This window comes from Leptothrix mechoopdaensis (SeqCode) (assembly GCF_053893855.1).
The window spans coordinates 4570352-4590753 of sequence record NZ_CM132699.1 but is presented as its reverse complement, the minus strand read 5'-3'; the positions used below and the strand labels follow the sequence as shown (position 1 = coordinate 4590753).

At 71.0% G+C, this 20402-nt stretch carries 21 protein-coding genes; 3 read left to right on the top strand and 18 right to left on the bottom strand.

Translation table 11 applies throughout. The features are described from left to right. Positions 1–3: 3 nt before the first annotated feature. The 8 genes from fba to ACWA7K_RS20030 form a co-directional block, all read right to left on the bottom strand. Positions 4–1041 carry a class II fructose-bisphosphate aldolase gene (gene fba / locus ACWA7K_RS20065; protein ID WP_456163626.1) on the bottom strand — a complete coding sequence of 346 codons (1038 nt, stop codon included), beginning with the start codon at positions 1039–1041 and terminating at the stop codon, positions 4–6. Between the two features lie 51 nt (positions 1042–1092). Beyond that, positions 1093–1809, bottom strand: a complete 717-nt coding sequence (locus ACWA7K_RS20060; RefSeq protein WP_456163624.1) for an HAD-IA family hydrolase — start codon at positions 1807–1809, stop codon at positions 1093–1095. Then, positions 1796–3820 carry a transketolase gene (gene tkt / locus ACWA7K_RS20055; protein ID WP_456163622.1) on the bottom strand — a complete coding sequence of 675 codons (2025 nt, stop codon included), beginning with the start codon at positions 3818–3820 and terminating at the stop codon, positions 1796–1798. The genes ACWA7K_RS20060 and tkt overlap by 14 nt, the downstream gene beginning before the upstream one ends. Before the next feature lie 71 nt (positions 3821–3891). Beyond that, positions 3892–4776, bottom strand: coding sequence for a phosphoribulokinase (locus tag ACWA7K_RS20050; RefSeq protein WP_456163620.1), 885 nt, complete (start codon positions 4774–4776; stop codon positions 3892–3894). Between the two features lie 73 nt (positions 4777–4849). After that, positions 4850–5950, bottom strand: a complete 1101-nt coding sequence (locus tag ACWA7K_RS20045) for a class 1 fructose-bisphosphatase (protein WP_456163619.1) — start codon at positions 5948–5950, stop codon at positions 4850–4852. 32 nt (positions 5951–5982) lie between these two features. Beyond that, positions 5983–6960: a CbbX protein gene (gene cbbX / locus ACWA7K_RS20040; RefSeq protein WP_456163617.1), complete on the bottom strand. Its 978-nt coding sequence runs from the start codon at positions 6958–6960 to the stop codon at positions 5983–5985. 25 nt (positions 6961–6985) lie between these two features. Continuing rightward, positions 6986–7420: a ribulose bisphosphate carboxylase small subunit gene (locus ACWA7K_RS20035; RefSeq protein ID WP_456163615.1), complete on the bottom strand. Its 435-nt coding sequence runs from the start codon at positions 7418–7420 to the stop codon at positions 6986–6988. A 24-nt stretch (positions 7421–7444) separates the two neighbouring features. Then, the gene (locus ACWA7K_RS20030; protein ID WP_456163613.1) at positions 7445–8914 is read right to left on the bottom strand and encodes a form I ribulose bisphosphate carboxylase large subunit; all 1470 of its coding nucleotides are present in this window, start codon (positions 8912–8914) and stop codon (positions 7445–7447) included. A gap of 140 nt (positions 8915–9054) precedes the next feature. Between ACWA7K_RS20030 and ACWA7K_RS20025 the strand changes: the two genes are divergently transcribed. Next, on the top strand, positions 9055–10032 hold the full coding sequence (locus ACWA7K_RS20025; RefSeq protein ID WP_456163611.1) for a LysR family transcriptional regulator: 978 nt from the start codon (positions 9055–9057) through the stop codon (positions 10030–10032). Here ACWA7K_RS20025 and ACWA7K_RS20020 read toward each other — a convergent pair. From ACWA7K_RS20020 to ACWA7K_RS19975, 10 genes are all read right to left on the bottom strand, one after another. Beyond that, positions 10022–10891: a formylglycine-generating enzyme family protein gene (locus ACWA7K_RS20020; RefSeq protein ID WP_456163609.1), complete on the bottom strand. Its 870-nt coding sequence runs from the start codon at positions 10889–10891 to the stop codon at positions 10022–10024. The genes ACWA7K_RS20025 and ACWA7K_RS20020 overlap by 11 nt on opposite strands. Next, entirely contained in the window at positions 10888–11325 is a 438-nt protein-coding gene (locus tag ACWA7K_RS20015; protein WP_456163607.1) for a DsrE family protein, read from the bottom strand. The genes ACWA7K_RS20020 and ACWA7K_RS20015 overlap by 4 nt, the downstream gene beginning before the upstream one ends. Before the next feature lie 28 nt (positions 11326–11353). Then, complete coding sequence (gene soxB, locus ACWA7K_RS20010; protein WP_456163605.1) at positions 11354–13084, bottom strand: thiosulfohydrolase SoxB; 1731 nt, start codon at positions 13082–13084, stop codon at positions 11354–11356. Next, positions 13081–13740, bottom strand: a complete 660-nt coding sequence (gene soxX, locus ACWA7K_RS20005) for a sulfur oxidation c-type cytochrome SoxX (protein ID WP_456168883.1) — start codon at positions 13738–13740, stop codon at positions 13081–13083. The genes soxB and soxX overlap by 4 nt, the downstream gene beginning before the upstream one ends. Before the next feature lie 33 nt (positions 13741–13773). Next, complete coding sequence (gene soxA, locus ACWA7K_RS20000) at positions 13774–14580, bottom strand: sulfur oxidation c-type cytochrome SoxA (protein WP_456163603.1); 807 nt, start codon at positions 14578–14580, stop codon at positions 13774–13776. An 11-nt stretch (positions 14581–14591) separates the two neighbouring features. Next, the gene (soxZ, locus tag ACWA7K_RS19995) at positions 14592–14903 is read right to left on the bottom strand and encodes a thiosulfate oxidation carrier complex protein SoxZ (RefSeq protein WP_456163601.1); all 312 of its coding nucleotides are present in this window, start codon (positions 14901–14903) and stop codon (positions 14592–14594) included. Positions 14904–14969: 66 nt separating this feature from the next. Further along, complete coding sequence (soxY, locus tag ACWA7K_RS19990) at positions 14970–15428, bottom strand: thiosulfate oxidation carrier protein SoxY (RefSeq protein ID WP_456163599.1); 459 nt, start codon at positions 15426–15428, stop codon at positions 14970–14972. A gap of 141 nt (positions 15429–15569) precedes the next feature. After that, positions 15570–16481, bottom strand: coding sequence for an anti-sigma factor family protein (locus tag ACWA7K_RS19985; protein ID WP_456163597.1), 912 nt, complete (start codon positions 16479–16481; stop codon positions 15570–15572). A gap of 18 nt (positions 16482–16499) precedes the next feature. Then, the gene (locus ACWA7K_RS19980; RefSeq protein ID WP_456163595.1) at positions 16500–17039 is read right to left on the bottom strand and encodes an RNA polymerase sigma factor; all 540 of its coding nucleotides are present in this window, start codon (positions 17037–17039) and stop codon (positions 16500–16502) included. Positions 17040–17077: 38 nt separating this feature from the next. Next, positions 17078–17500: a COG4315 family predicted lipoprotein gene (locus tag ACWA7K_RS19975; protein WP_456168881.1), complete on the bottom strand. Its 423-nt coding sequence runs from the start codon at positions 17498–17500 to the stop codon at positions 17078–17080. Positions 17501–17653: 153 nt separating this feature from the next. On the opposite strand from ACWA7K_RS19975, the gene ACWA7K_RS19970 reads away from it, so the two are divergent. Both ACWA7K_RS19970 and ACWA7K_RS19965 read left to right on the top strand, forming a co-directional pair. Continuing rightward, positions 17654–18682, top strand: a complete 1029-nt coding sequence (locus ACWA7K_RS19970) for an SLAC1 anion channel family protein (protein ID WP_456163593.1) — start codon at positions 17654–17656, stop codon at positions 18680–18682. Between the two features lie 117 nt (positions 18683–18799). Continuing rightward, positions 18800–20401 (top strand): type II secretion system protein GspD, encoded by a 1602-nt coding sequence (locus tag ACWA7K_RS19965; protein ID WP_456163591.1) that lies wholly within the window; start codon positions 18800–18802, stop codon positions 20399–20401. The last annotated feature ends 1 nt before the right edge of the window (position 20402 follow it).

Below are 20402 nucleotides of genomic sequence, written 5' to 3'. Positions count from 1 at the left end.
GGCTCAGCGGTAGCGCACGACCATGCGGTCGAGCGACACCGGCTTGATCAGGTCGGCCTGGCCTTCGCAACCGAAGGCCTGGAAGCGCGCCTCGCAGATGCCGCGCGCGGCCTGGGTCGCCGCCTGCAGCGCCTTGCGCGGGTCGAACTCCGACGGCTGCTGCGCGAAGCTGCGCCGCATCGCGCCGGTCATCGCCAGTCGGATGTCGGTGTCGATGTTGACCTTGCGCACGCCGCTGCGGATGCCGCGCACGATCTCCTCGACCGGCACGCCGTAGGTCTCGCCGATGTCGCCGCCGTACTCGCGGATCAGCGCCAGCCATTCCTGCGGCACGCTCGACGAGCCGTGCATCACGAGGTGGGTGTCGGGCACCGCCGCGTGAATGGCGGCGATGCGGTCGATCGCCAGGATGTCGCCGGTCGGCTGGCGGGTGAACTTGTAGGCACCGTGGCTGGTGCCGATCGCGATGGCCAGCGCGTCGACGCCGGTGCGGGCGACGAAGTCGCGTGCCTCGGCCGGGTCGGTCAGCATCTGCGCATGGCTCAGCTGGCCCTCGGCGCCGACGCCGTCCTCCTCGCCAGCCGTGCCGGTCTCCAGCGAGCCCAGGCAACCCAGTTCGCCCTCGACCGACACGCCCACCGCATGGGCGATGCGGCAGACATCGGCCGTGACCTGCACGTTGTAGTCGTAGCTGGCGGGCGTCTTGGCGTCCTCGCGCAGCGAGCCGTCCATCATCACGCTGGAGAAGCCCGAGCGGATCGCCTGCACGCAGACCGCCGCCGACGCGCCGTGGTCCTGGTGCAGCACGACGGGGATGTCCGGGTGCGTCTCGATCGCGGCCAGCACGAGGTGCCGAAGGTAGGCCTCGCCGGCGTACTTCCGCGCCCCGGCCGAGGCCTGCAGGATCACCGGGCTGCGCGTGGCCTGCGCGGCTTGCATGATCGAGTGGATCTGCTCCATGTTGTTGACGTTGAAGGCGGGCACGCCGTAGCCGCGTTCGGCGGCGTGGTCGAGCAGTTGTCGCAGCGAGATCAGGGCCATGCGGGGCACTCCGGAAACAGGTTGAGGTGTGTGCGTGGGGCCGGCAGTGGCTCAGGCCGCGAGCCTGTCGCTCGCATGCCCGGCCAGCACGAAGGTCGCGACGGCGGGCAGGTCGTCGAACAGCCGGCCCGGCGACGCGGCCGCGATCGGCTCGCCGCCGTTGTAGCCATGCGGCACGGCCCAGTCGGATGCGCCGGCATTGCGGGCGGCCTGCAGGTCGGTGACCGAGTCGCCGACATGGGCCAGCCGGTGCGGCGCCACGCCCAGCCAGGCGGCCGCGCTGCGCAGCACGCTGGGGTGCGGCTTGCGGTGCGGCAGGGTGTCACCGGCGACGACCAGGTCGAGGTGCTCGATCAGGCCGGTGGCCTCCAGCAGCATGCGGGCGTGGCGACCGTCCTTGTTGGTGACGCAGGCGGTGCGCACGCCGGCCGAGCGCAGCGCCTGCAGCGCGCTGGCCGCGCCGGGGTAGGCGCGTGCGCTGCAGCCGACCCGCAGCGCATAGTGACGTTCCAGGCTGGCGAGTGCGGCCTCGGGCCGCAGCCGGTCGGCCAGCGCCGGCTGGTCCAGCAGCAGGCGGGCCATCAGCTTGAGCATCAGCGCGCGCAGGCCGTCGCCGATCAGCGCGGTGACCTCGGCCTGGGTGCGCGGCGCGACGTCGAACTCGGCCAGCGTCGCGTTGACCGCCGCCGCGATCTCGCCGGCGGTGTCGATCAGCGTGCCGTCCAGATCGAAGCTGACCGCCTCGACCGGCCATTCAGGCGTGTTCATGGGTGCTCTCCTGATCCAGCCAGGCCTGGACACGTGCCACCAGCGCCGGCACGGTCAGGCCGAAGTGGGCATAGACGGAAGGACCGGGGCCGGACTCGCCGAAGCTGTCCACGCCCAGCGCGTCGACGCAGCCGTACTGGCGCCAGAAGCGCGAGATGCCGGCCTCGATGCCGAAGCGCGGCAGGCGCGGATCGCCCAGCACGGCCTGCTGCCAGCGCAGGTCCTGGCGGTCGAACACGCTGCTGGACGGCATCGAGACGACGCGCACCGGCAGGCCCATCGCGTCGAGGTGCTGCTGCGCGGTCATCGCCAGACCCAGCTCGGAGCCGCTGGCGATCAGCACGGCGCGGGCGCCGGCCCGGTCGCTCAGCACGTAGGCGCCGCGATGCGCCTCGGCCACCTGCTCGGGCGTTCGGGTCTGCGGCGCCAGGTTCTGGCGGCTCAGCAGCAGCGCGCTCGGCCGGTCGCGCTGGCTCAGCGCATGAGCCCATGCCACGGCGGTCTCGGCCGCATCGCCCGGCCGCCAGACGTCCAGGTTCGGGATCAGCCGCAGGCTGGCCGCGTGTTCGACCGGCTGGTGTGTGGGGCCGTCCTCGCCCAGCCCGATCGAGTCGTGCGTGAAGACGTGGATGACCTGCTGCTTCATCAGCGCGGCCATGCGGATGGCGTTGCGGCTGTAGTCGCTGAAGGTCAGGAAGGTGCCGCCATACGGGATGAAGCCGCCGTGCAGCGCCAGGCCGTTCATCGCGGCGGCCATGCCGAACTCGCGCACGCCGTAGTGGACATGGCGACCCTCGAAGCTGCCGCCCTTGACCGCGCCGCTGCCGGGGAAGTCGGTCAGGTTGGAGCCGGTCAGGTCGGCGCTGCCGCCGATCAGCTCGGGCAGGGCCGGGCCCAGCGCGGCCAGCACCTGCTGCGAGGCCTTGCGGCTGGCGACCGTCTCTGCGCCGCGCGCGAAGTCCGTGATGGTCCTGAAGACGACGTCCTCGAAGTCGATCGGGCGACGACCCGACAGGCGCCGTTCCAGCTCGGCGGCCAGTGCCGGATGGGCCTCGCGGTAGGCCGCCAGCCGGGCGGTCCAGTCGCGCTGCAGCGCGGCGCCGCGACCGCGCAGGTCCCAGGCGCTGCGCACCGGCTCGGGGATCTCGAACGGCGCATGCGGCCAGCCGATCGCCGCGCGCGTGGCGGCGATCTCGTCGGCGCCCAGCGGCTCGCCGTGGGCCTTGGCGGTGTTGGCGCGCTTCGGGGAACCCTGGCCGATGCGGGTCTTGCAGATGATCAGCGTCGGCCGCTCGGCGCTCTGGCGGGCCTGGGCGATGGCCGCATCGACGGCGGCCACGTCATGGCCGTCGACCGTGCCGATGACGTTCCAGCCGCAGGCCTTGAAGCGCAGCGCGGTGTCGTCGGCGAACCAGCCCTGCACGGGGCCGTCGATCGAGATGCCGTTGTCGTCGTACAGCGCGATCAGCTTGTTCAGGCCCCAGACGCCGGCCAGCGAGATCGCCTCCTGGCTGATGCCCTCCATCAGGCAGCCGTCGCCGAGGAAGACATAGGTGCGGTGGTCGACGATGGCGTGGCCGGGCCGGTTGAAGGCCTGCGCCAGCAGCTTCTCGGCCAGCGCCATGCCGACCGCGTTGGCCAGCCCCTGGCCGAGCGGGCCGGTGGTGGTCTCGACGCCCGGGGTGATGCCGACCTCCGGGTGCCCTGGCGTGCGGCTGTGCAGCTGGCGGAAGGCCTTCAGGTCGTCGATCGTCAGGGCATGGCCGCTCAGGTGCAGCAGCGCGTACAGCAGCATCGACGCATGGCCGTTGGACAGCACGAAGCGGTCGCGGTCCGGCCAGCCCGGATCGGCCGGGTTGACGCGCAGGTGCCGGCCCCACAGCGCGACGGCCATCTCGGCCATGCCCATCGGCGCACCGGGGTGGCCGGAGTTGGCCTTCTGGACGGCATCCATCGCCAGCGCGCGCAACGCGTTGGCCATGTCGGTGGTGAGGTTCAGCGGGGCGTTCATGCAGCGGGTTCCCGGTCGAGAAGGAGGAAGACGAAGGGTGGCGTCGGTAGGTGAAGTCGGTGGGCGGTGGCTCAGTCCATGAGCCTGTGCTTGCGCTGCCGCTCCATCATTCGCCAGATGAAGGGCGTGAAGATCAGCTGCATCGCCAGCTCCATCTTTCCGCCCGGCACCACGACGGTGTTGGCGCGCGACATGAAGCTGTCGTTGATCATGTTGAGCAGGTAGGGGAAGTCGATGCCCTTCGGGTTGGCGAAGCGGATCACGCAGATGCTCTCGTCGGCCGACGGGATGTCGCGGGCCACGAACGGGTTGCTGGTGTCCACGCAGGGCACGCGCTGGAAGTTCACGTGGGTGTGGGTGAACTGCGGGCAGATGTAGTTCACGTAGTCGGGCATGCGCCGCAGGATCGTGTCGGTCACCGCCTCGGTGCTGTAGCCACGCTGCTTCTTGTCGCGCCAGAGCTTCTGGATCCACTCCAGGTTGATGACCGGCACCACGCCGATCAGCAGGTCCGGGTGGCGGGCGATGTCGACCTCGGGCGTCACGACCGCGCCGTGCAGACCCTCGTAGAACAGCAGGTCGGTGCCGCCGGGGATCTCCTCCCAGGCCGTGAAGGTGCCCGGATCCTGCCGGTACGGGGCGGCTTCCTCGGCGTTGTGCAGGTACTTGCGACGCATGCCGGTGCCGGTCTCGCCATACGAGCGGAACAGCTGCTCCAGCTCGGCGAACAGGTTGTTCTCGGGGCCGAAGTGGCTGAAGTTGCGGTTGCCGTCGCGCTCGGCCTCGGCCTGGCGCTTCTTCATCTCGAGCCGGTCGTAGCGGTGGAAGCTGTCGCCCTCGATGACGGCGGCGGTGACGTTCTCGCGCCGGAAGATGTTCTCGAAGGTCCGTGTCACGGACGTGGTGCCGGCGCCGGACGAACCGGTGATGGCGATGATCGGATGGCGCTCGGACATGGTGTCTCCTGGGTCCTGTCTGGGTCTTGTGGTTCTGTGGTGCGGCGGCGCGATGGCCGGCCTGTGTCCCTCGTCAGTCCCTGAAGAGGGACCGCTCGGCGAACAGCGGCGTGTTGAAGTCGTTCTTGACCGGCTCGTGGTGGTAGCGCTCGATGCGCTCGACCTCGTGGCGCGAGCCGAACACCAGCCCGATGCGCTGGTGCAGGCCCGTGGGCTTGACGCCCAGCACCGGCTGGCGGCCGGTCGACGCACGTCCACCCGCCTGTTCCATGATGAAGCCGATCGGATTGGCCTCGTAGAGCAGGCGCAGCCGGCCCGGCTTGCTCGGATCCTTGGTGTCGCGCGGGTACAGGAAGACGCCGCCGCGCATCAGGATGCGGTGCGCCTCGGCGACCATGCTGGCGATCCAGCGCATGTTGAAGTCCTTGCCGCGCGGCCCCGTCGCGCCGGCCAGGCACTCGTCGACGTAGCGCTTGACCGGTGGTTCCCAGAAGCGGCTGTTGGACGCGTTGATCGCGAACTCGCGCGTGTCCGGCGGCACCTGGATGTCCGGGTGCGTCAGCACGAACTCGCCCAGGTTCGGATGCAGCGTGAAGCCGGCCACGCCGTTGCCCACGCTGAGCACCAGCATCGTCGTCGGGCCGTAGATCGCGTAGCCGGCGGCGACCTGCGCGGCGCCGGGCTGCAGGAAGTCGGCCTCGACCACGTCGCGGCCGGAGGCGATGACGTCCTCGGGCGCGCGCAGGATCGAGAACACGCTGCCGACCGACACGTTGACGTCGATGTTGCTGGAGCCGTCCAGCGGGTCGAACACCAGCAGGTACTTGCCACGCGGGTACTGCGCCGGGATCTGGCACGGCGCCTCCATCTCCTCGGAGGCCATGCCGGCGAGATGCCCGGCCCATTCGTTCATGCGCACGAAGACCTCGTTGCTGAGCACGTCGAGCTTCTTCTGCACCTCGCCCTGGACGTTGACCGCCCCGCCCTGCGCCGCGTCGACCGATGCGTCGCCCATCACCCCGCCCAGCTCGCCGAAGGCCACCGAACGGGCGATCGACTTGCAGGCCAGCGCCACCTCCAGCACCAGCGCGTTGAGGTCGCCGCTGGCGGACGGGAAGCGGCGGCGCTGCTCGATCAGGTACTGCGTCAGCGTGCTGCGGTTGGACAGGGTCATGTCGGTCTCCTCGTGTCGTTGTCGTTGTCGATTCAGCTGCCGGCCTGGAACACCCGGCTGGCGCGGATGTCGGCCACGTCCAGCGTGCACAGGTCGGCCTCGCCGAGCACCCGGTCGCGTTGCGCGAACAGGCGGCTGGCCTGGCGCAGCCGGGCCCGGTCGAGCGCGTTGCGCACGCTGCGGGCATTGGCGAAATGCGGCTGGCGGCTGCGCCGCTGCAGGTAGTCGTCGAAGGCCTCGCGCGCGCCGTCGCCCCAGCGGTAGTGCTGCGCCGCCAGCATGTGGCCGCTGATGTCGAGCAGCTCGGGCACGCTGTAGTCGGGGAAGTCGAGGTGGTGCGCGATGCGCGAGCTCAGGCCCGGGTTGGACTGGAAGAAGGTGTCCATGCGGTCCTGGTAGCCCGCCAGGATCACGACCAGGTCGTCGCGCTGGTTCTCCATCACCTGCAGCAGGATCTCGATCGCCTCCTGCCCGTAGTCGCGCTCGTTCTCGGGCCGGTAGAGGTAATACGCCTCGTCGATGAACAGCACGCCGCCCATCGCCTTCTTCAGCACTTCCTTGGTCTTGGGCGCCGTGTGGCCGATGTACTGGCCGACCAGGTCGTCTCGCGTCACCGCGACCAGATGGCCCTTGCGGCAGTGGCCGAGCCGGTGAAGGATCTCCGCCATGCGCATGGCCACGGTCGTCTTGCCGGTGCCCGGGTTGCCGGTGAAGCACATGTGCAGGCTGGGCGCCTGCGCCGCCAACCCGAGGTTGCGCCGCAGCCGGTCGATCACCAGCAGCGCGGCGATGTCGCGGATGCGCTGCTTGACCGGCGCAAGCCCCACCAGGTCGCGGTCGAGCATGTCCATGACCGACTCGACCTGGCTGTGCGCCAGCACCTCGGCAACGCTGCGGGCGCGCGACAGCGGGTCGGTGTCGACCGCCGTCGCGGGCGCGGCGGACGTCACCGCAGACGTCTCGGCCAGCGCGGCGCGCTGACCCGGGATCGCGTAGAGAGGCGTGTTCATCGGCTGCTCCGGACGTCAGACGGTTTCAGTACCGCTGGCCTTCGGGGCGGTCGGTGGCGTAGCTGTGGACGGTGTAGCGCATCGAGCGGCCACCGATTTCCTGCCGCACCAGGCCGAAGCCGGCTTCTTCCGGCGGGCGGTTGACGATGAAGCTCATCGTGATCGACTCGATGCCGCGGGTCGAGTCGAAGGCCATCAGCCGGATGTAGTGCTTCGGGAAGGTGGCCCGGCACTGCTGCAGTTCCAGCATCACGCCGGCCGCGTCCTGCAGGTCGAACATCGGCATGCCGAACATCTCCCAGTAGGTGTTGCGAGGGTGCGGGTCGTCGGTGTACTCGACGCTCCAGGCATAGCCCTTGTCGAGGCCGTACTGGATCTGCATCGCGATCTCGTCGTCGGTGAGCTCGGGCAGGAAGCTGAACTGGCCTTGCGTGATGCGGCCGGTGGGGTTCGTGAGCATGGCTTGTCTCCTTCGGCTCGGTGATCAGGCGGACGTCGACGGCGTGACCGCGTAGTCGCTGGTATCGGTGCTGGCGTAGTTGAAGCTGATCTCGCCCCAGGTATCGAGCGCCTGCTTCAGCGGCGTGCAGAACTGGGCCGCCTTGCGGAGGATCTCGGGGCCTTCGACCTGGATGTTGCGACCCTCGTTGCGGGCCTTGACCATGCATTCGAGCGCGACGCGGTTGGCGACCGCACCGGCCTGGATGCCGGCCGGGTGGCCGATCGTGCCGCCGCCGAACTGCAGGATCACGTCGTCGCCGAACAGGTCGATCAGCTGGTGCATCTGGCCGGCGTGGATGCCGCCGGAGGCCACCGGCATGACCTTCTTCATGTCGCACCAGTCCTGGTCGAAGAACAGGCCGCGCGGCAGGTCCTGCTTCGTGTGGCTGTCGCGGCAGACGTTGTAGTAGCCCTGCACCGTCATCGGATCGCCTTCGAGCTTGCCGACCGCCGTGCCGGTGTGCAGGTGGTCGACGCCGGCCAGGCGCAGCCACTTGGCCATGACGCGGAAGGACACGCCGTGGTTCTTCTGCCGCGTGTAGGTGCCGTGCCCGGCGCGGTGCATGTGCACGATCATGTCGTGCTTGCGGGCCCAGTTGCCGATCGACTGGATCGCGCTCCAGCCGATGATCAGGTCGACCATGATCACGACCGAGCCCAGCTCCTTGGCGAACTCGGCGCGCTCGTAGATGTCTTCCATCGTCGCGCCGGTCACGTTCAGGTAGCTGCCCTTGACCTCGCCGGTCGCGGCGCTGGCCTTGTTGACGCCATCCATCACGTAGAGGAAACGGTCACGCCAGTGCATGAAGGGCTGCGAGTTGATGTTCTCGTCGTCCTTCATGAAGTCGAGACCGCCCTTGAGGCCCTCGTAGATCACGCGGCCGTAGTTGCGGCCCGACAGGCCCAGCTTCGGCTTGGTCGTCGCGCCCAGCAGCGGGCGGCCGAACTTGTCGAGCCGCTCGCGTTCGACCACCAGCCCGGTCGGCGGGCCCTTGAAGGTCTTGACCAGCGCCACCGGCATGCGGATGTCCTCCAGCCGGGCGGCCTTCAGCGGCTTGAAGCTGAAGACGTTGCCGATCAGGCTGGCGGTGATGTTGGCGATCGAGCCTTCCTCGAACAGGATGATGTCGTAGGCCACCCAGGCGAAGAACTGGCCCGGGTTGTTGGGCACCGGCTCGACCTTGTAGGCCTTGGCGCGGTAGCTGTCGCAGGCCGTCAGGCGGTCGGTCCAGACCACGGTCCACGTCGCCGTCGACGACTCGCCGGCCACCGCCGCAGCCGCCTCGATCGGGTCGACCCCATCTTGCGGGGTGATGCGGAACAGGCACAACGTGTCGGTGTCCTTGGGCACGTAGTCGGCATCCCAGTAGCCCATCTGGCGGTACTTGAGGACGCCTGCGCTGTAGCGCTTCTTCGCGTCGGTGATGACGCCGGTGTCGACTGCAGTGTTCACGGTGACGGTCTCCTGGTCTGTGGTGTCCGGGGCCCTTGTTCCAGCTGCTGGACAGCGGTTGGACAAGGCGAGACCGCAGGTTAGGGATGCGTCACACTTCAGTAAATTCGCGAATTGTTTGCGGTCGACTAAGGAAAACTTTGCTCAACGTCTCGATCCGACAGCTGCGCGCCTTCGTCGCCGTGACCCGGCTCGGCAGCTTCGCCCGCGCTGCCGAAGAGCTGCACGTCACCCCGCCGGCCGTGACCCAGCAGATCCGGGAGATGGAGGACATGCTCGGCCTGCCCGTGTTCGACCGGCAGGGCCGCAAGGTCGTGCTGACGACCTCCGGCGAGTACTTCCTGGTCTACGCCCGCCGCCTGCTGGCGGTGCTGAAGGAGGCCGAGGACGCGATGGCGCGGCTGCGCCGGCTGGAGGACGGCCTGCTGACGGTCGGCATGGTCAGCACCGCCAAGTACTTCGTGCCGCGCCTGCTGGCGGACTTCCGGCTGGAGCACCCGGGTGTCGACCTGCGCCTGCAGGTCACGCCCACGCGCGACGCGCTGGTGACGCTGCTGGAGAACGGTGAATGCGACCTGGCCATCATGGGTCGCCCGCCGCGCGAGCTGGCGACGCGGGCCGAGCCGTTCGCGGCCCATCCGCACGTGTTCGTGGCGCCGCCCGGCCACCCGATCCTGCGTGTCGGCCACCCGCCGGCCGCCGCGCTGGCCAGCCATGTGCTGATCGCGCGCGAAGGCGCCTCGGGCACGCGCGCGCTGATGGACCGCTACTTCGCCGAGCAGCGCGTCGAGCCGCGCATCGCCATGGAGATGCCCAGCAACGAGACCATCAAGCAGGCCGTGATGGCCGGCATGGGCCTGAGCTTCCTGTCGCTGCACACGCTGCACCTGGAGCTGCAGGCGGGTCTGCTGGAGCTGGTCGCGGCGGTCGGCACTCCCATCATCCGGACCTGGAACGTGGTGCACCTGCAGAGCAAGGTGCTGTCACCGGCGGCCGAGGCGTTCCGCTACTTCATGATCGAACACGCCGAGAACTACCTCGCCGATCACGACCGGCGCTGGCTGCAGGCCATCACGCCGGCCGGATCGGAGACCGCGCCGGCGCCGCTCAGGGCTTGAGTTCGCGCGCCACGCGCAGGCCGGTCGCCGGTTCGTTGCCGGGGTAGATGCCGCCCCGGAAGGCCGAACGCAGGTCGCTGGCGCGGTCGTACCAGCTGCCGCCGCGCAGCACGTGGCGGTCGGGCTGGCTGCAGCCCTTCAGCCAGGCCCGCGCGTCCTTCGGGGCGCCGCGGTAGTCGTCGTGCCAGCAGTCGGCCGTCCACTCCAGCACGTTGCCATGCATCTCGTGCAGGCCCCATGCGTTGGCCGGCAGGCTGCCGACCGGCACGGTGCGCTGGCGGTCGATGCCGCGCACGCTGCCGTTGTAGGTGAAGCCGCCGGCCATGTTGACGATCGACGGGTCGATGCGTTCGCCCAGCCCGAACGGCGTGGTGGTGCCGGCGCGGGCGGCGTATTCCCACTCGGCCTCGCTGGGCAGGCGGTAGCGCTGGCCGGTGACACCCGACAGCCAGGCGACGAAACGCTGCGCGCGCTCGAAGTCGATGTGGATGACGGGCCGGTCGCCGCGCCCCCAGCCCTGGTCGCGCGGCTGAGCCGGACAGCCGCCGGCCGCGACGCAGGCGTCCCATTGCGCGAAGGTCACCTCATGCTGGCCGATCGCGACCGGCGCCACCGTGACGCGGCGCTGCGGACCTTCGTCGACCAGCCGCGCCGGTTCCTTCTCGGGCGAGCCCATCAGGAAGCTGCCGGCCGGCAGGGTCACCAGCCAGGGGCAATGCACGGCCTCGCAATCGCGCCACGGGGCCGACGGCACGGCAGCGGCGTTGCCGGCGGCACGGGACGACGTCGCCGCGCCCAGGCCCGTCAGGGCGGTCAGGGCCGCCAGCGCGGCGGCCAGCATCGACCCGGGCCGCCTCATGGCCGGATGTAGGCGTAGCCCTGTTTCTGCAGCTTGGCCAGCCGCACGACGCCGGACGGCGTGAAGCCGGCCTCGGCGATGAACTGGCTGCGCTTGAGGTTGCGGTTCTGCAGCGTGATCTCGCAGACCTCGAAGGTCACGCCGCGCGCGACCAGCTGCTGCACCGCGATCTCGTAGGGGTTGCCGTTGCGGTCCATCGCGTCCTGCATCAGGAAGTCGACGCCCAGGCCGTGCGTGACCACGGTGATCTTCGCGCTCGGGTCGGTGTCGAGGTGGTTCTTGACGTTGCGCAGCCCGCCGAGCGCCTGCGCCGCCGCATCGGCGATGTGATAGACGACGAGGTCCTGCGCCCAGGCGCCGCCGGCCGAGACGGCCAGCAGCAGCGTCAGGGCGACGTGCCGCAGGTGGCGGATCAGGTTCGGCATGGCGTTCATGACGTGTCCTTCGTGGTCGGGCGCGGCCTCAGCCGAGCCCCGGGTTGCGGTCCACGCCGATCAGGCGCGGCGTGTTGATGCGGCGCGGCGTGACGCGCCCGCGCTGCGACTTCAGCCAGGTCTCGACGACGTCCCAGACCATCGGCAGGCCGGCGTCGCGGGCCTCCTCGGCGACGGGCGCCCAGCCGGCGACGCGGTAGGTCTTGCCGGCCTCGATCGGCTTGCCGTTCAGGCGCAGGTCGCCGATGCGCCGGCCCATCGCCTCGTTCGGGCTGCAGCTGTAGGTCAGCCCGCCGACGCGGACCATGTCGCCGCCCTGCTGGTAGTACGGGTCGGGGTTGAAGAGGTTGTCGCAGACGTCTTCGAGCACCGTCTTCAGGGCCTCGCCGGTCATCGGCGTGACGGTCGCCCAGGAGTAGGTCGTCGCCAGCTGGTCCATCAGCCGCTCGCGCGTGATGGCCTGGCCGGGCAGCAGCGTGGTGCCCCAGCGAAAGCCCGGCGAGAACGCGATCTCGGCGTCCTGCACGGCCATCAGCGCATCGCAGATCAGCTGGTCCCAGCTGCCGTTGAAGTTGCCGCGCCGGTACAGCAGCCCGTCGCTGACGGCCAGCGTCTGCGCCAGCTTCGCGGCATGCGGGGCGCGGATCTTCTCGATCAGCGCGCTCATCTCGGCGTCCGGCACGATCTGGTCGGCGAACACCGGCAGCAGCCGGTAGCGGAAGTCGCGCACCCGGCCGCCGCCGACGTCGAAGTCCATCACGCCGAGGAACTTGCCGTTCGAGCCGGCATTGGTCACCAGCGTCGTGCCGCCACCGTTCTTCACCGGGATGGCCAGCGGCACGCCGTCGTGCGTGTGGCCGCCGAAGATCGCGTCGATGCCGCGCACCCGGCTGGCCAGCTTCAGGTCGACGTCCATGCCGTTGTGGCTCAGCAGCACGACCACCTGCGCGCCCTGGGCGCGGGCCTCGTCGACGCTGGCCTGCAGGCTTTCCTCCTGGATGCCGAAGCGCCAGTCGGCCACGAGGTAGCGCGGGTTCGCGATCGGCGTGTAGGGGAAGGCCTGGCCGACGATGGCGCACGGCACGCCGTTGATCGTGCGCATCACCCAGGGCTTGAAGACCGGGTCGCCGAAATCGGCGGTGCTGACGTTCTGGGCGATGAAGTCGACCTGGCCGGCGAAGTCGCGTTCGACGATCTCCTGCACCCGCGCCATGCCCTGCGTGAACTCCCAGTGGCCGGTCATGATGTCGACGCCCAGCAGCTTGCAGACGTCGACCATGTCCTGGCCGCGGGTCCACAGGGCGGTCGCCGAACCCTGCCAGGTGTCGCCGCCATCAAGCAGCAGCGCGCCCGGTCGCTCGGCCCGCAGCTGCCGCACCAGCGTGCGCAGCTGCGCGAAGCCGCCGACGCGGCCGTAGCGGCGCGCGGCGCGTTCGAAGTCGAGGTGGCTCAGTCCGTGAGCCAGTGCGGTGCCGGGCCGCACGCCCATGCGGCGCAGCAGCTGTTCGCCGACCAGGTGCGGCGGCTGGCCCTGCATCGAGCCGATGCCCAGGTTGACGCCGGGCTCGCGGAAGTGGATCGGCAGCAGCTGCGCATGGCAGTCGGTCATGTGCAGGAAGCTGACGTTGCCGAACGGCTTCGTGTCGTACAGCCCCTGCTGCGCGGTGGCCGCATCGGCCTCGGCATGGCGTGCCAGCGGCAGCCCGGCGGCGGCGGCCGCGCCGAGCACCTGCAGGAAGTCGCGCCGGGGCAGGCTCACTGGTTGACCGGCGATTTCGGGTCGAGCAGCAGCGCCATCAGGTCCTTGAGCTGCTGCTCGTCGAGCAGGCCCTTGTGCCCGAAGCGCGGCATCTGCGAGCAGGCGTTGTAGGCCCGCGCGTTCCACAGCTTGCCCCAGGTGTACTCGACCACCGGACGGGCCTCGGCGCTGGTCGGATCGCTGACGCCGCGCAGCCGGCCGTAGTTCAGCAGGCTCGGCCCGATCGTGCCGTGGGCGATCTCCTCGCGGCTGATCTGGTGGCAGTTGTAGCAATTGCCGCCGTTGTCCTTGGCCGCCGCGCTGGCGTCGGTCCAGGTCATGCCGCGACCGCTCTGGGCGAGCCGTTCACCGGCCTTCCAGTCGCCCAGGTAGCGGCCATCGGTCGGTGGCTTGACGCTCGCCAGACCGGCCGCCTCGATCGCCTTCGTGACCGCCGGCGGCGGCGTGCCGGTGCCAGCTTCGGTACAGGCCTGGTTGGCGAGGTCCTGGTCCAGCCGGTCGACCCGGGCGATGCCCTCGTCGCGGAACGAGGCCTTCATCATCGCGGCGGCCTGGCGGTCCAGCTCGGCCGGGCTCGGGCCGGTGGCGCAGCCAGCGAGAGCCGCCAATGCCAGCCACGTGATCGCCAGCCACGTGATCGCCAGGTTCGTCGTCATCTTGGTCGGCAGCTTCGACATCGGGTCCGCTCCTCAGCGCTTGATCGACGGCGCGATCGAGACCGCGCCGCGGGCGTTGACGCCCATGTAGGACGACAGCGCGATCGTCACCTCCGAGCCGAAGCCCGGGTACGGGAAGCGCTGCTGGCGGAAGCAGTCGTTCAGGCGCAGCTGCATGCTCCACATCTGGCCGTTGCTGACGCGGTAGGCCGGCCAGGCCGCGTAGCCGATGCCGTCGCCGGGGTTCTTCGTCAGGTTGGGCAGGTCCTGCAGCCGGATGCGCTGGCCATCGACGCCGTGGCAGGTCGCGCAGGCGAAGTCGTGCGAGCCGCCGCGGTAGAAGAACGCGCGCTTGCCCAGCTCGTAGGTGCGGCGTTCCTCGGCGTGGGCGGTCGGCAGGTTGAAGCGCAGGCCGCGCGACGAGGCCGCCACCCAGGTCGCCAGCGCGGTGACGTTGGCCATCTCGCCACGACCGAACGGCGTGCGCGCGATCTCGTCGGCGTTGAAGCCCTGCAGCGTGGCCATGCAGGTGACCAGGCGCGATTCGAGGTCCTGCACCCGGCCGGTGTCGGCGAACCAGCGCGGCAGCTCGACGAAGGCGCCCTTGACGACACCCGGACCCTTGCCCAGGTCGCAGGCTTCCAGCGTGGCGTTCTTCGGGCCGCGCTTCTGGGTCCAGAGGTCCTCGCCCTTGGCCTCGAACAGGTCGGCCGGGTTGCCGTCTTCCAGCATGCGGCGGTACTCGGCGATGCCGTCGGCGGTGGACTTCTGCGCCATCGCGGCGCCCGCCGCAGCGGCCAGCGCCAGGGCGAACGCGCCCAGGCGGATCGGATGCGTCATCACGAGTCTCCTCAGACGATCAGGGCCTCGTCGGTGCGACGGTCGCCCCGGTTGTCGAGCCAGGTCACGGACACCTTGTCGCCGCTCTTGGCGCCCTTGATGTTGAACTGCAGGAACGGGTTCTTCGCGATCGACGGGCCCCACTGGGCCGTCAGCACGACCTTGCCGTTGTGGCTGGCGCTGACCTCCTGGATGAACCACGCCGGGATGACCTTGCCGGCCGCGTCCTTGCGCTGGCCGGTCTCCATCTCGTGGCTCATCAGGATCCGGACGGTGGCCTTGTCGCCGGTGGCCTGGGCGCGGATGCGCATCGGGTCTGCCATGGGAATGCTCCTGGAATGCGGTGTTGTCGGGTGCGAGCGCGGGCGTGGGACGTGTGCTCAGCGGCCTCAGCCGCCGCAGCCGCCCAGCGTGACCTTCACTTCCTTGGCCGCGTACAGCACCTTGCCGTCGGCCATCAGCGCGACGGCGTAGACGTTGGAGGTCTGGCTCATCTTCACGCGGGTGTTGACGCTGGCGTCGATCGACTCGCTGACGTCGAACACCGCGCACAGCGCGGCCGGGTTCTTCTCGACCAGCAGCAGCAGGCGGCGTGCGCCCGGCAGGTTGGTCGAACAGCCCAGCGGCACGACGGCGCCGTTCTCGGCGATGTCGGGCGCCTGCAGCGTGACTTCCTTGCTCTCGACCGGTGCGCCGGCACCGAGTGCCTTCAGCGCATCGGCCAGGTTCTTCGCCTCGAAGGCGGTGGTGGCCCAGGCGGCCTGGGCGGTGCCGGGCAACAGGCCCAGGCTGCCGAGCATGGCGGCGACGGCGGCGCTGCGGCCGAGCATCTCGCGACGGGTCTGCATCGTGAAGACTCCTGGTGGGACGGGGTTGGACCGCGGCGGGTCCCGGACTTCGCCAGCGACGGCGACCGGCACCGCGTGGACGGTCGGCGAGTTTGCCATCGACCGGCTTCCCGGCTGCCCCCGGGTTCATCCCTGCCGGCTTCAGCCGGCCAGCTGGCGATGCACCTGTTGCGCCAGCGTCAGCAGCGCCTCGGCCGACAGCGTGCCGGTCAGCGCGTAGCCCAGCTGGCCGTCGACCCAGTAGAGGCTGCGCGGCACCGCCTGGCCAGCCGGCGCGCCCGGCGTCGCGCCGAGCCGGAAGGCGGTGGCGCCGGCCCGGTCCGACCCGCCAGACACCGGCGTGACGGCGACATACAGCGTCAGCCGCGCACCGCCCGGCCCCTCGTACATGAACTGGGCGCGGGCCAGCGCGCCGCTGCCGTCACCCGGATCCGCCTCGCCGGCGGGCAGCAGCCGGCCGCCGACCAGGGTCCAGCCCTGCTCGACCAGCACCGGCACGCGCAAGGGCTGGCCGAGCCGCTTGCTGAGCCATTGCACGAGGTGCTGCTGCTGCTCGGCGCCGACCTCGACCGGGTGGCGCTGCTCGGGCACGTAGAGCACATGGGCGACACCGGCATCGCGCACGAAGGCCGGCGTCGGCTCGGTGCGGGCCAGCCGATCGGGCGTCGCAGGCACGCCGCCGCGCCAGGTCCAGCCCAGCCCGATGCCGACCGCCAGCAGCACCGACGCGGCCAGCGCCAGCGCGGCGCGGCCGGGCGTGTGGGCAGGCGCATGGGCAGGCGCGTCGGGCGTCCGCTTCCGGGTGGCGGGCGGCTCCTCGGTGGCCGCAGGCGACAGCGCCGCCAGCAGCCGCGCCGGCACCGGCTCGTCGAGCAGCCCGGCGTGCAGCGCGCGCAGGCCGTCGCGCTGGGCGCGCCAGTCGGCCACGTCGGCGGCGGCCTCGGGCTGGTCCTGCAGCAATCGGGTGATGTGTTCGGCCTCGGCCGGCGGCAACTGGCCGTCGACCAGGGCGTGCAGCGTCGTGGCGTCGATCGGGGGCGGTCGCTTGTCCATCGCTTCAGCTTCGGTCGTTCACTTGATGACGCGCAGCGCCGGGGCGCCGCCGGTGGCGGGTCGGCCGCGCCGGTCGGGCTCGGCCATCAGGCTGCGCAGCCGCTCGCGCGCACGCGCCAGCCGCGACATCACGGTGCCGACCGGCACGCCCAGCACGGCGGCGGATTCCTCGTAGGACAGCTCCTCGACGCCGACCAGCAGCAGCACCTCGCGGGCGGCCGGCGTCAGCTGCGCCAGCGCCCGTTCGAGGTCCAGCCGGGTCTGCCACAGCGCCGCCGGCTCATGGCCGGCATCGTGCAGATCGGCGTCGTAGACCTCGTGCAGATGCGGTCGCAGCGCGCGCAGCTGGTTGAGGTAGAGGTGGTGCATCAGCGTCAGCAGCCAGGCCCGCAGCGAGCCGGCGCGGTCGGCCGTCGGCGTCCAGTGCGAGGCCTGCCGGGCGGCCCGTTCGAGCGTGTCCTGCACGAGATCGTCCGCCCGGGTCGCGTCGCCGCACAGCAGCCGCGCATGGCGGCGCAGGCGCGGCAGGTGCGGCAGGGCGTCGTCGAGCAGGGACATCGGGACGGGCGGGCGCGCGGTGGCAGGTCAGGCCGGCATCACGGCCGGGCGACGTGCCAGACCTTGTTGAAGTCGTCGCCGGTCTTGTCGCCCGGCTTCATGTCCTTGACCCAGTAGTACAGCGGCGCGCCCTTGTAGGCCCACTGCTTGGCGCCGTCGTCGCGGGTGACGATGCTCCAGTCGCCCATCGGCATGGCCGAGCCGCTGACCATCAGCGGCGGCCAGTTGTTGGCGCAAGGGCCGTTGCAGACGCTCTTGCCGGTGCCGACGGCGTCCTTGTCGAAGGTGTAGAGCGTCATCTGGTTGGCGCCGACCAGCATGCCGTCCATCTTGGTGGCGGGTGCCGGGTGATGCGCCGCGTGCATCGCGGACATCGAGCCGCAGGCGGCCAGCGTCGCGGCGGCGGCCAGCACGGCAGCGGACAGGACGAGGCGGCGCAGGGCCGGGCGGATCGGGTTCATCGCGGTCATGGTGATCTCCAGGTGTCGAGGGTGACATGCGGGAAACACCGCCGCGCCGCGTTTCAGTCCATCGGACGGCGACATTTTTCTGCTGCTATGGTTTTCGCCTTCCCGACGCCTTTCCGCCGCCTCCAAACCGCCTTCCCGCCGACCATGACCGCCCGCCCCAACGCCCTTCAACACCTGGCCCCCGCCTGGTTCTCGATCGTCATGGGCCTGTGCGGCCTGGGCCTGGCCTGGCTGCGCGCCGAGCCGCTGATGGGCGAGCTGACCGGGCCGATCGCCGGGCTGGCCGGCGTGCTGGCGTTGGTGGTCTTCGCGGTGCTGGCCGTCGCCAGCGTGCTGCGGCTGCGCCGCCATCCGCAGGCCTGGGCGGCCGACCGGGCCCATCCCGTGCGGCATGTCTTCATGGCCGCGATGCCCGCCGCGCTGCTGCTGCTGGCGACGCTGGCCTGGGCGCTGCTGCACCCGGGCCGCGAGGACGCGCCGCTGCTGCGCGCCGTCATCGACGTGGCCTGGTGGACCGGCAGCATCGGCCTGTGGCTGGCGACGCTGTGGACGCTGACGCGCTGGTGGCGCGGCAACCAGCCCGGCGGCCTGCACTGGCCGGTCTTCACCCCGGCGCTGCTGATCCCGGTGGTCGGCAACGTGGTGCCGCCGCTGGCCGGACTCGGGCTGGGGCATGGCGACTGGGCGATGGCGCAGTTCGGCATCGGCGTGCTGTTCTGGCCGGTGCTGCTGACGCTGATGCTGGTGCGCGTGGCGGTCCACGGCCCGTGGCCGGACCGGCTGATGCCGAGCAACCTGATCCTGATCACGCCGCCGGCCGTCATCGGCCTGGTGCTGCTGCAGGCCGGCGCGCCGACCGCGCTGGGCTGGGGCTGCTGGGGCGTCAGCCTGTTCACGCTGGCGTGGGTGCTGACGCAGTCGGCGCGCATCCTGGCCCAGCCCTTCGGCCTGCCGCACTGGGGCATGTCCTTCCCGCTGGCAGCCTTCACCGCGCTGACGCTGACGCTGGCCCGCCCGGGCAGCCCGATGGCGGTGTTCGGGCCGCTGATGCTGGCGGCGACCTCGCTGGTCGTGCTGGGCCTGCTGCTGGCGACCTGGCGCGGCCTGCGCGACGGCACGCTGCTGGCGCCCGAGCCGGTGGCCAGCCTGCAACCCGTCGCGGGGCCCGTGTGAAACTGCCTTGAAGGGGCGGGCAGGCAGTCCGCCCGGCGCTTCCGGCATCGCGGCCTGCCCGGACAATCGCCGATCCCGCTTCCGTCCCGTTCCCGTACTCGCGCCGTCGCCCTGCCCATGTCCCCGATCGACCGGACCCGCTCCCCACGCCAGCGCTGGCGCGGCCGCCTGCTGGCGACGCTGGCGGGCCTGCTGGTGCTGGCGGGCGCACCGGCCCGGGGCGAGGCGCTCGACACCCGCATCCTCGACAGCCGCCTGACGCTGCGCCTGCGCGACGTGCCACTGCGCCTGGCGCTGGACAGCCTGGAGCGCAGCACCGGCCTGCGCCTGAACCTGGACAACGCCGTCGGCCGCGAGCTGAAGGTGACGCTGTTCGTCGAGCAGGCCAGCGTGCGCGAGGTGCTGGACCTGGTGATGGCGACCCAGCAGCTGGCGATGCGCCCGATCGACGCTCGCACGCTGGTGATGTTCCCGGACACGCCCGCCAAGCGCATGGAGTACGAGCTGCTGCAGGTGCGCGTGGTGCCGATCCGGCATGCCGATGCCGCCGCGATGGGCGCGCTGGTCAAGACGATGCTGAAGAACCCGGCGATGGTGGCCGAGGTGCGCAGCAACGCGCTGGTGCTGCGCGACACGCCCGAGCGGCTGGCGCTGGCCGAGCAGCTGATCCGCACCAACGACCGCTCCGGCGGCGACGTGATGGTCGACTTCGAGGTCGTCGAGGTCAGCCGCCAGCGCCTGAGCGACCTGGGCATCACCTGGCCCGAAGGCCTGTCACTGAGCCTGGCCCCCGGCACGGTCGGCGGCTGGCGTGCGGCCGGCCGCGACAGCTGGAACTTCACGCCGCTGGCGGCCAGCCTGAAGCTGCGCTGGCAGGACGTCGACGGCTCGGTGCTGGCATCACCCCGGGTGCGCGTGCGCGATCGCGAGAAGGGCCGCGTGATGGTGGGCGACAAGGTGCCGAGCATCACGACGACGCTGGTCGCGGCCGCCTCGCCAGCGGGCAATGGCGGCGCGGGCGGCACCAACACGGCCGCGTCCGCCGCGACGCTGACCGGCTCGGTCCAGTACATCGACGTCGGCCTGAAGATCGAGGTCGAGCCGCGCATCCACGGCGACGACGAGGTCTCGCTCAAGCTGGACCTGGAGATCAGCCGGATCGCGCAGACCATCGCGACCGCGAGCGGCCAGGCCTACCAGATCGGCACGCGCAACGCGCAGACCAGCATGCGGCTGCGCGATGGCGAGACGCAGTGGCTCGCGGGCCTGATCAGCCGGCGCGACCGCTCGTCCAGCACCGGCCTGCCGGGCCTGGCGACGCTGCCGGTGGCCGGGCGGCTGTTCGGTCACGACAACGAGGACCTCGGCGACACCGAGCTGATGCTGTCGGTGACGCCGCACATCCTGCGTCGGGAAGACCCGTCGACGGCGCGCGAACGGGCCTTCGACAGCGGCACGGACACGCGCATCCATGCGCGTCCCTGGGGCATCTCGCCCGCCGCGCCGGACGACGCGGTGCTGGCCGAGGTGGACGGGCCGGAGAACCGCGCCGCCGCCGTCCGGCCGGCCGCGCCGCCGCAGGGCTTCAACCCGGCGATGCCGGGCGTGCCCAACGTGGTGCCCCGCACGCTGCGGGGCGCACGTCCTCTGGCGCCGGGTTCCGTGCAGCCACTGCCGCCACCCGGAACGCCAGAGGACACGCCTCGAACGGAGCCCTGAG

What these genes read in the sequence shown, in the direction of transcription:
- fba (WP_456163626.1), bottom strand. Translation starts at nt 1,041, where the DNA reads ATGGCCCTGATCTCGCTGCGACAACTGCTCGACCACGCCGCCGAACGC.
- ACWA7K_RS20060 (WP_456163624.1), bottom strand. Translation starts at nt 1,809, where the DNA reads ATGAACACGCCTGAATGGCCGGTCGAGGCGGTCAGCTTCGATCTGGAC.
- tkt (WP_456163622.1), bottom strand. Translation starts at nt 3,820, where the DNA reads ATGAACGCCCCGCTGAACCTCACCACCGACATGGCCAACGCGTTGCGC.
- ACWA7K_RS20050 (WP_456163620.1), bottom strand. Translation starts at nt 4,776, where the DNA reads ATGTCCGAGCGCCATCCGATCATCGCCATCACCGGTTCGTCCGGCGCC.
- ACWA7K_RS20045 (WP_456163619.1), bottom strand. Translation starts at nt 5,950, where the DNA reads ATGACCCTGTCCAACCGCAGCACGCTGACGCAGTACCTGATCGAGCAG.
- cbbX (WP_456163617.1), bottom strand. Translation starts at nt 6,960, where the DNA reads ATGAACACGCCTCTCTACGCGATCCCGGGTCAGCGCGCCGCGCTGGCC.
- ACWA7K_RS20035 (WP_456163615.1), bottom strand. Translation starts at nt 7,420, where the DNA reads ATGCTCACGAACCCCACCGGCCGCATCACGCAAGGCCAGTTCAGCTTC.
- ACWA7K_RS20020 (WP_456163609.1), bottom strand. Translation starts at nt 10,891, where the DNA reads ATGAGGCGGCCCGGGTCGATGCTGGCCGCCGCGCTGGCGGCCCTGACC.
- ACWA7K_RS20015 (WP_456163607.1), bottom strand. Translation starts at nt 11,325, where the DNA reads ATGAACGCCATGCCGAACCTGATCCGCCACCTGCGGCACGTCGCCCTG.
- soxX (WP_456168883.1), bottom strand. Translation starts at nt 13,740, where the DNA reads ATGACGACGAACCTGGCGATCACGTGGCTGGCGATCACGTGGCTGGCA.
- soxA (WP_456163603.1), bottom strand. Translation starts at nt 14,580, where the DNA reads ATGACGCATCCGATCCGCCTGGGCGCGTTCGCCCTGGCGCTGGCCGCT.
- soxZ (WP_456163601.1), bottom strand. Translation starts at nt 14,903, where the DNA reads ATGGCAGACCCGATGCGCATCCGCGCCCAGGCCACCGGCGACAAGGCC.
- soxY (WP_456163599.1), bottom strand. Translation starts at nt 15,428, where the DNA reads ATGCAGACCCGTCGCGAGATGCTCGGCCGCAGCGCCGCCGTCGCCGCC.
- ACWA7K_RS19985 (WP_456163597.1), bottom strand. Translation starts at nt 16,481, where the DNA reads ATGGACAAGCGACCGCCCCCGATCGACGCCACGACGCTGCACGCCCTG.
- ACWA7K_RS19980 (WP_456163595.1), bottom strand. Translation starts at nt 17,039, where the DNA reads ATGTCCCTGCTCGACGACGCCCTGCCGCACCTGCCGCGCCTGCGCCGC.
- ACWA7K_RS19975 (WP_456168881.1), bottom strand. Translation starts at nt 17,500, where the DNA reads ATGAACCCGATCCGCCCGGCCCTGCGCCGCCTCGTCCTGTCCGCTGCC.
- ACWA7K_RS19970 (WP_456163593.1), top strand. Translation starts at nt 17,654, where the DNA reads ATGACCGCCCGCCCCAACGCCCTTCAACACCTGGCCCCCGCCTGGTTC.
- ACWA7K_RS19965 (WP_456163591.1), top strand. Translation starts at nt 18,800, where the DNA reads ATGTCCCCGATCGACCGGACCCGCTCCCCACGCCAGCGCTGGCGCGGC.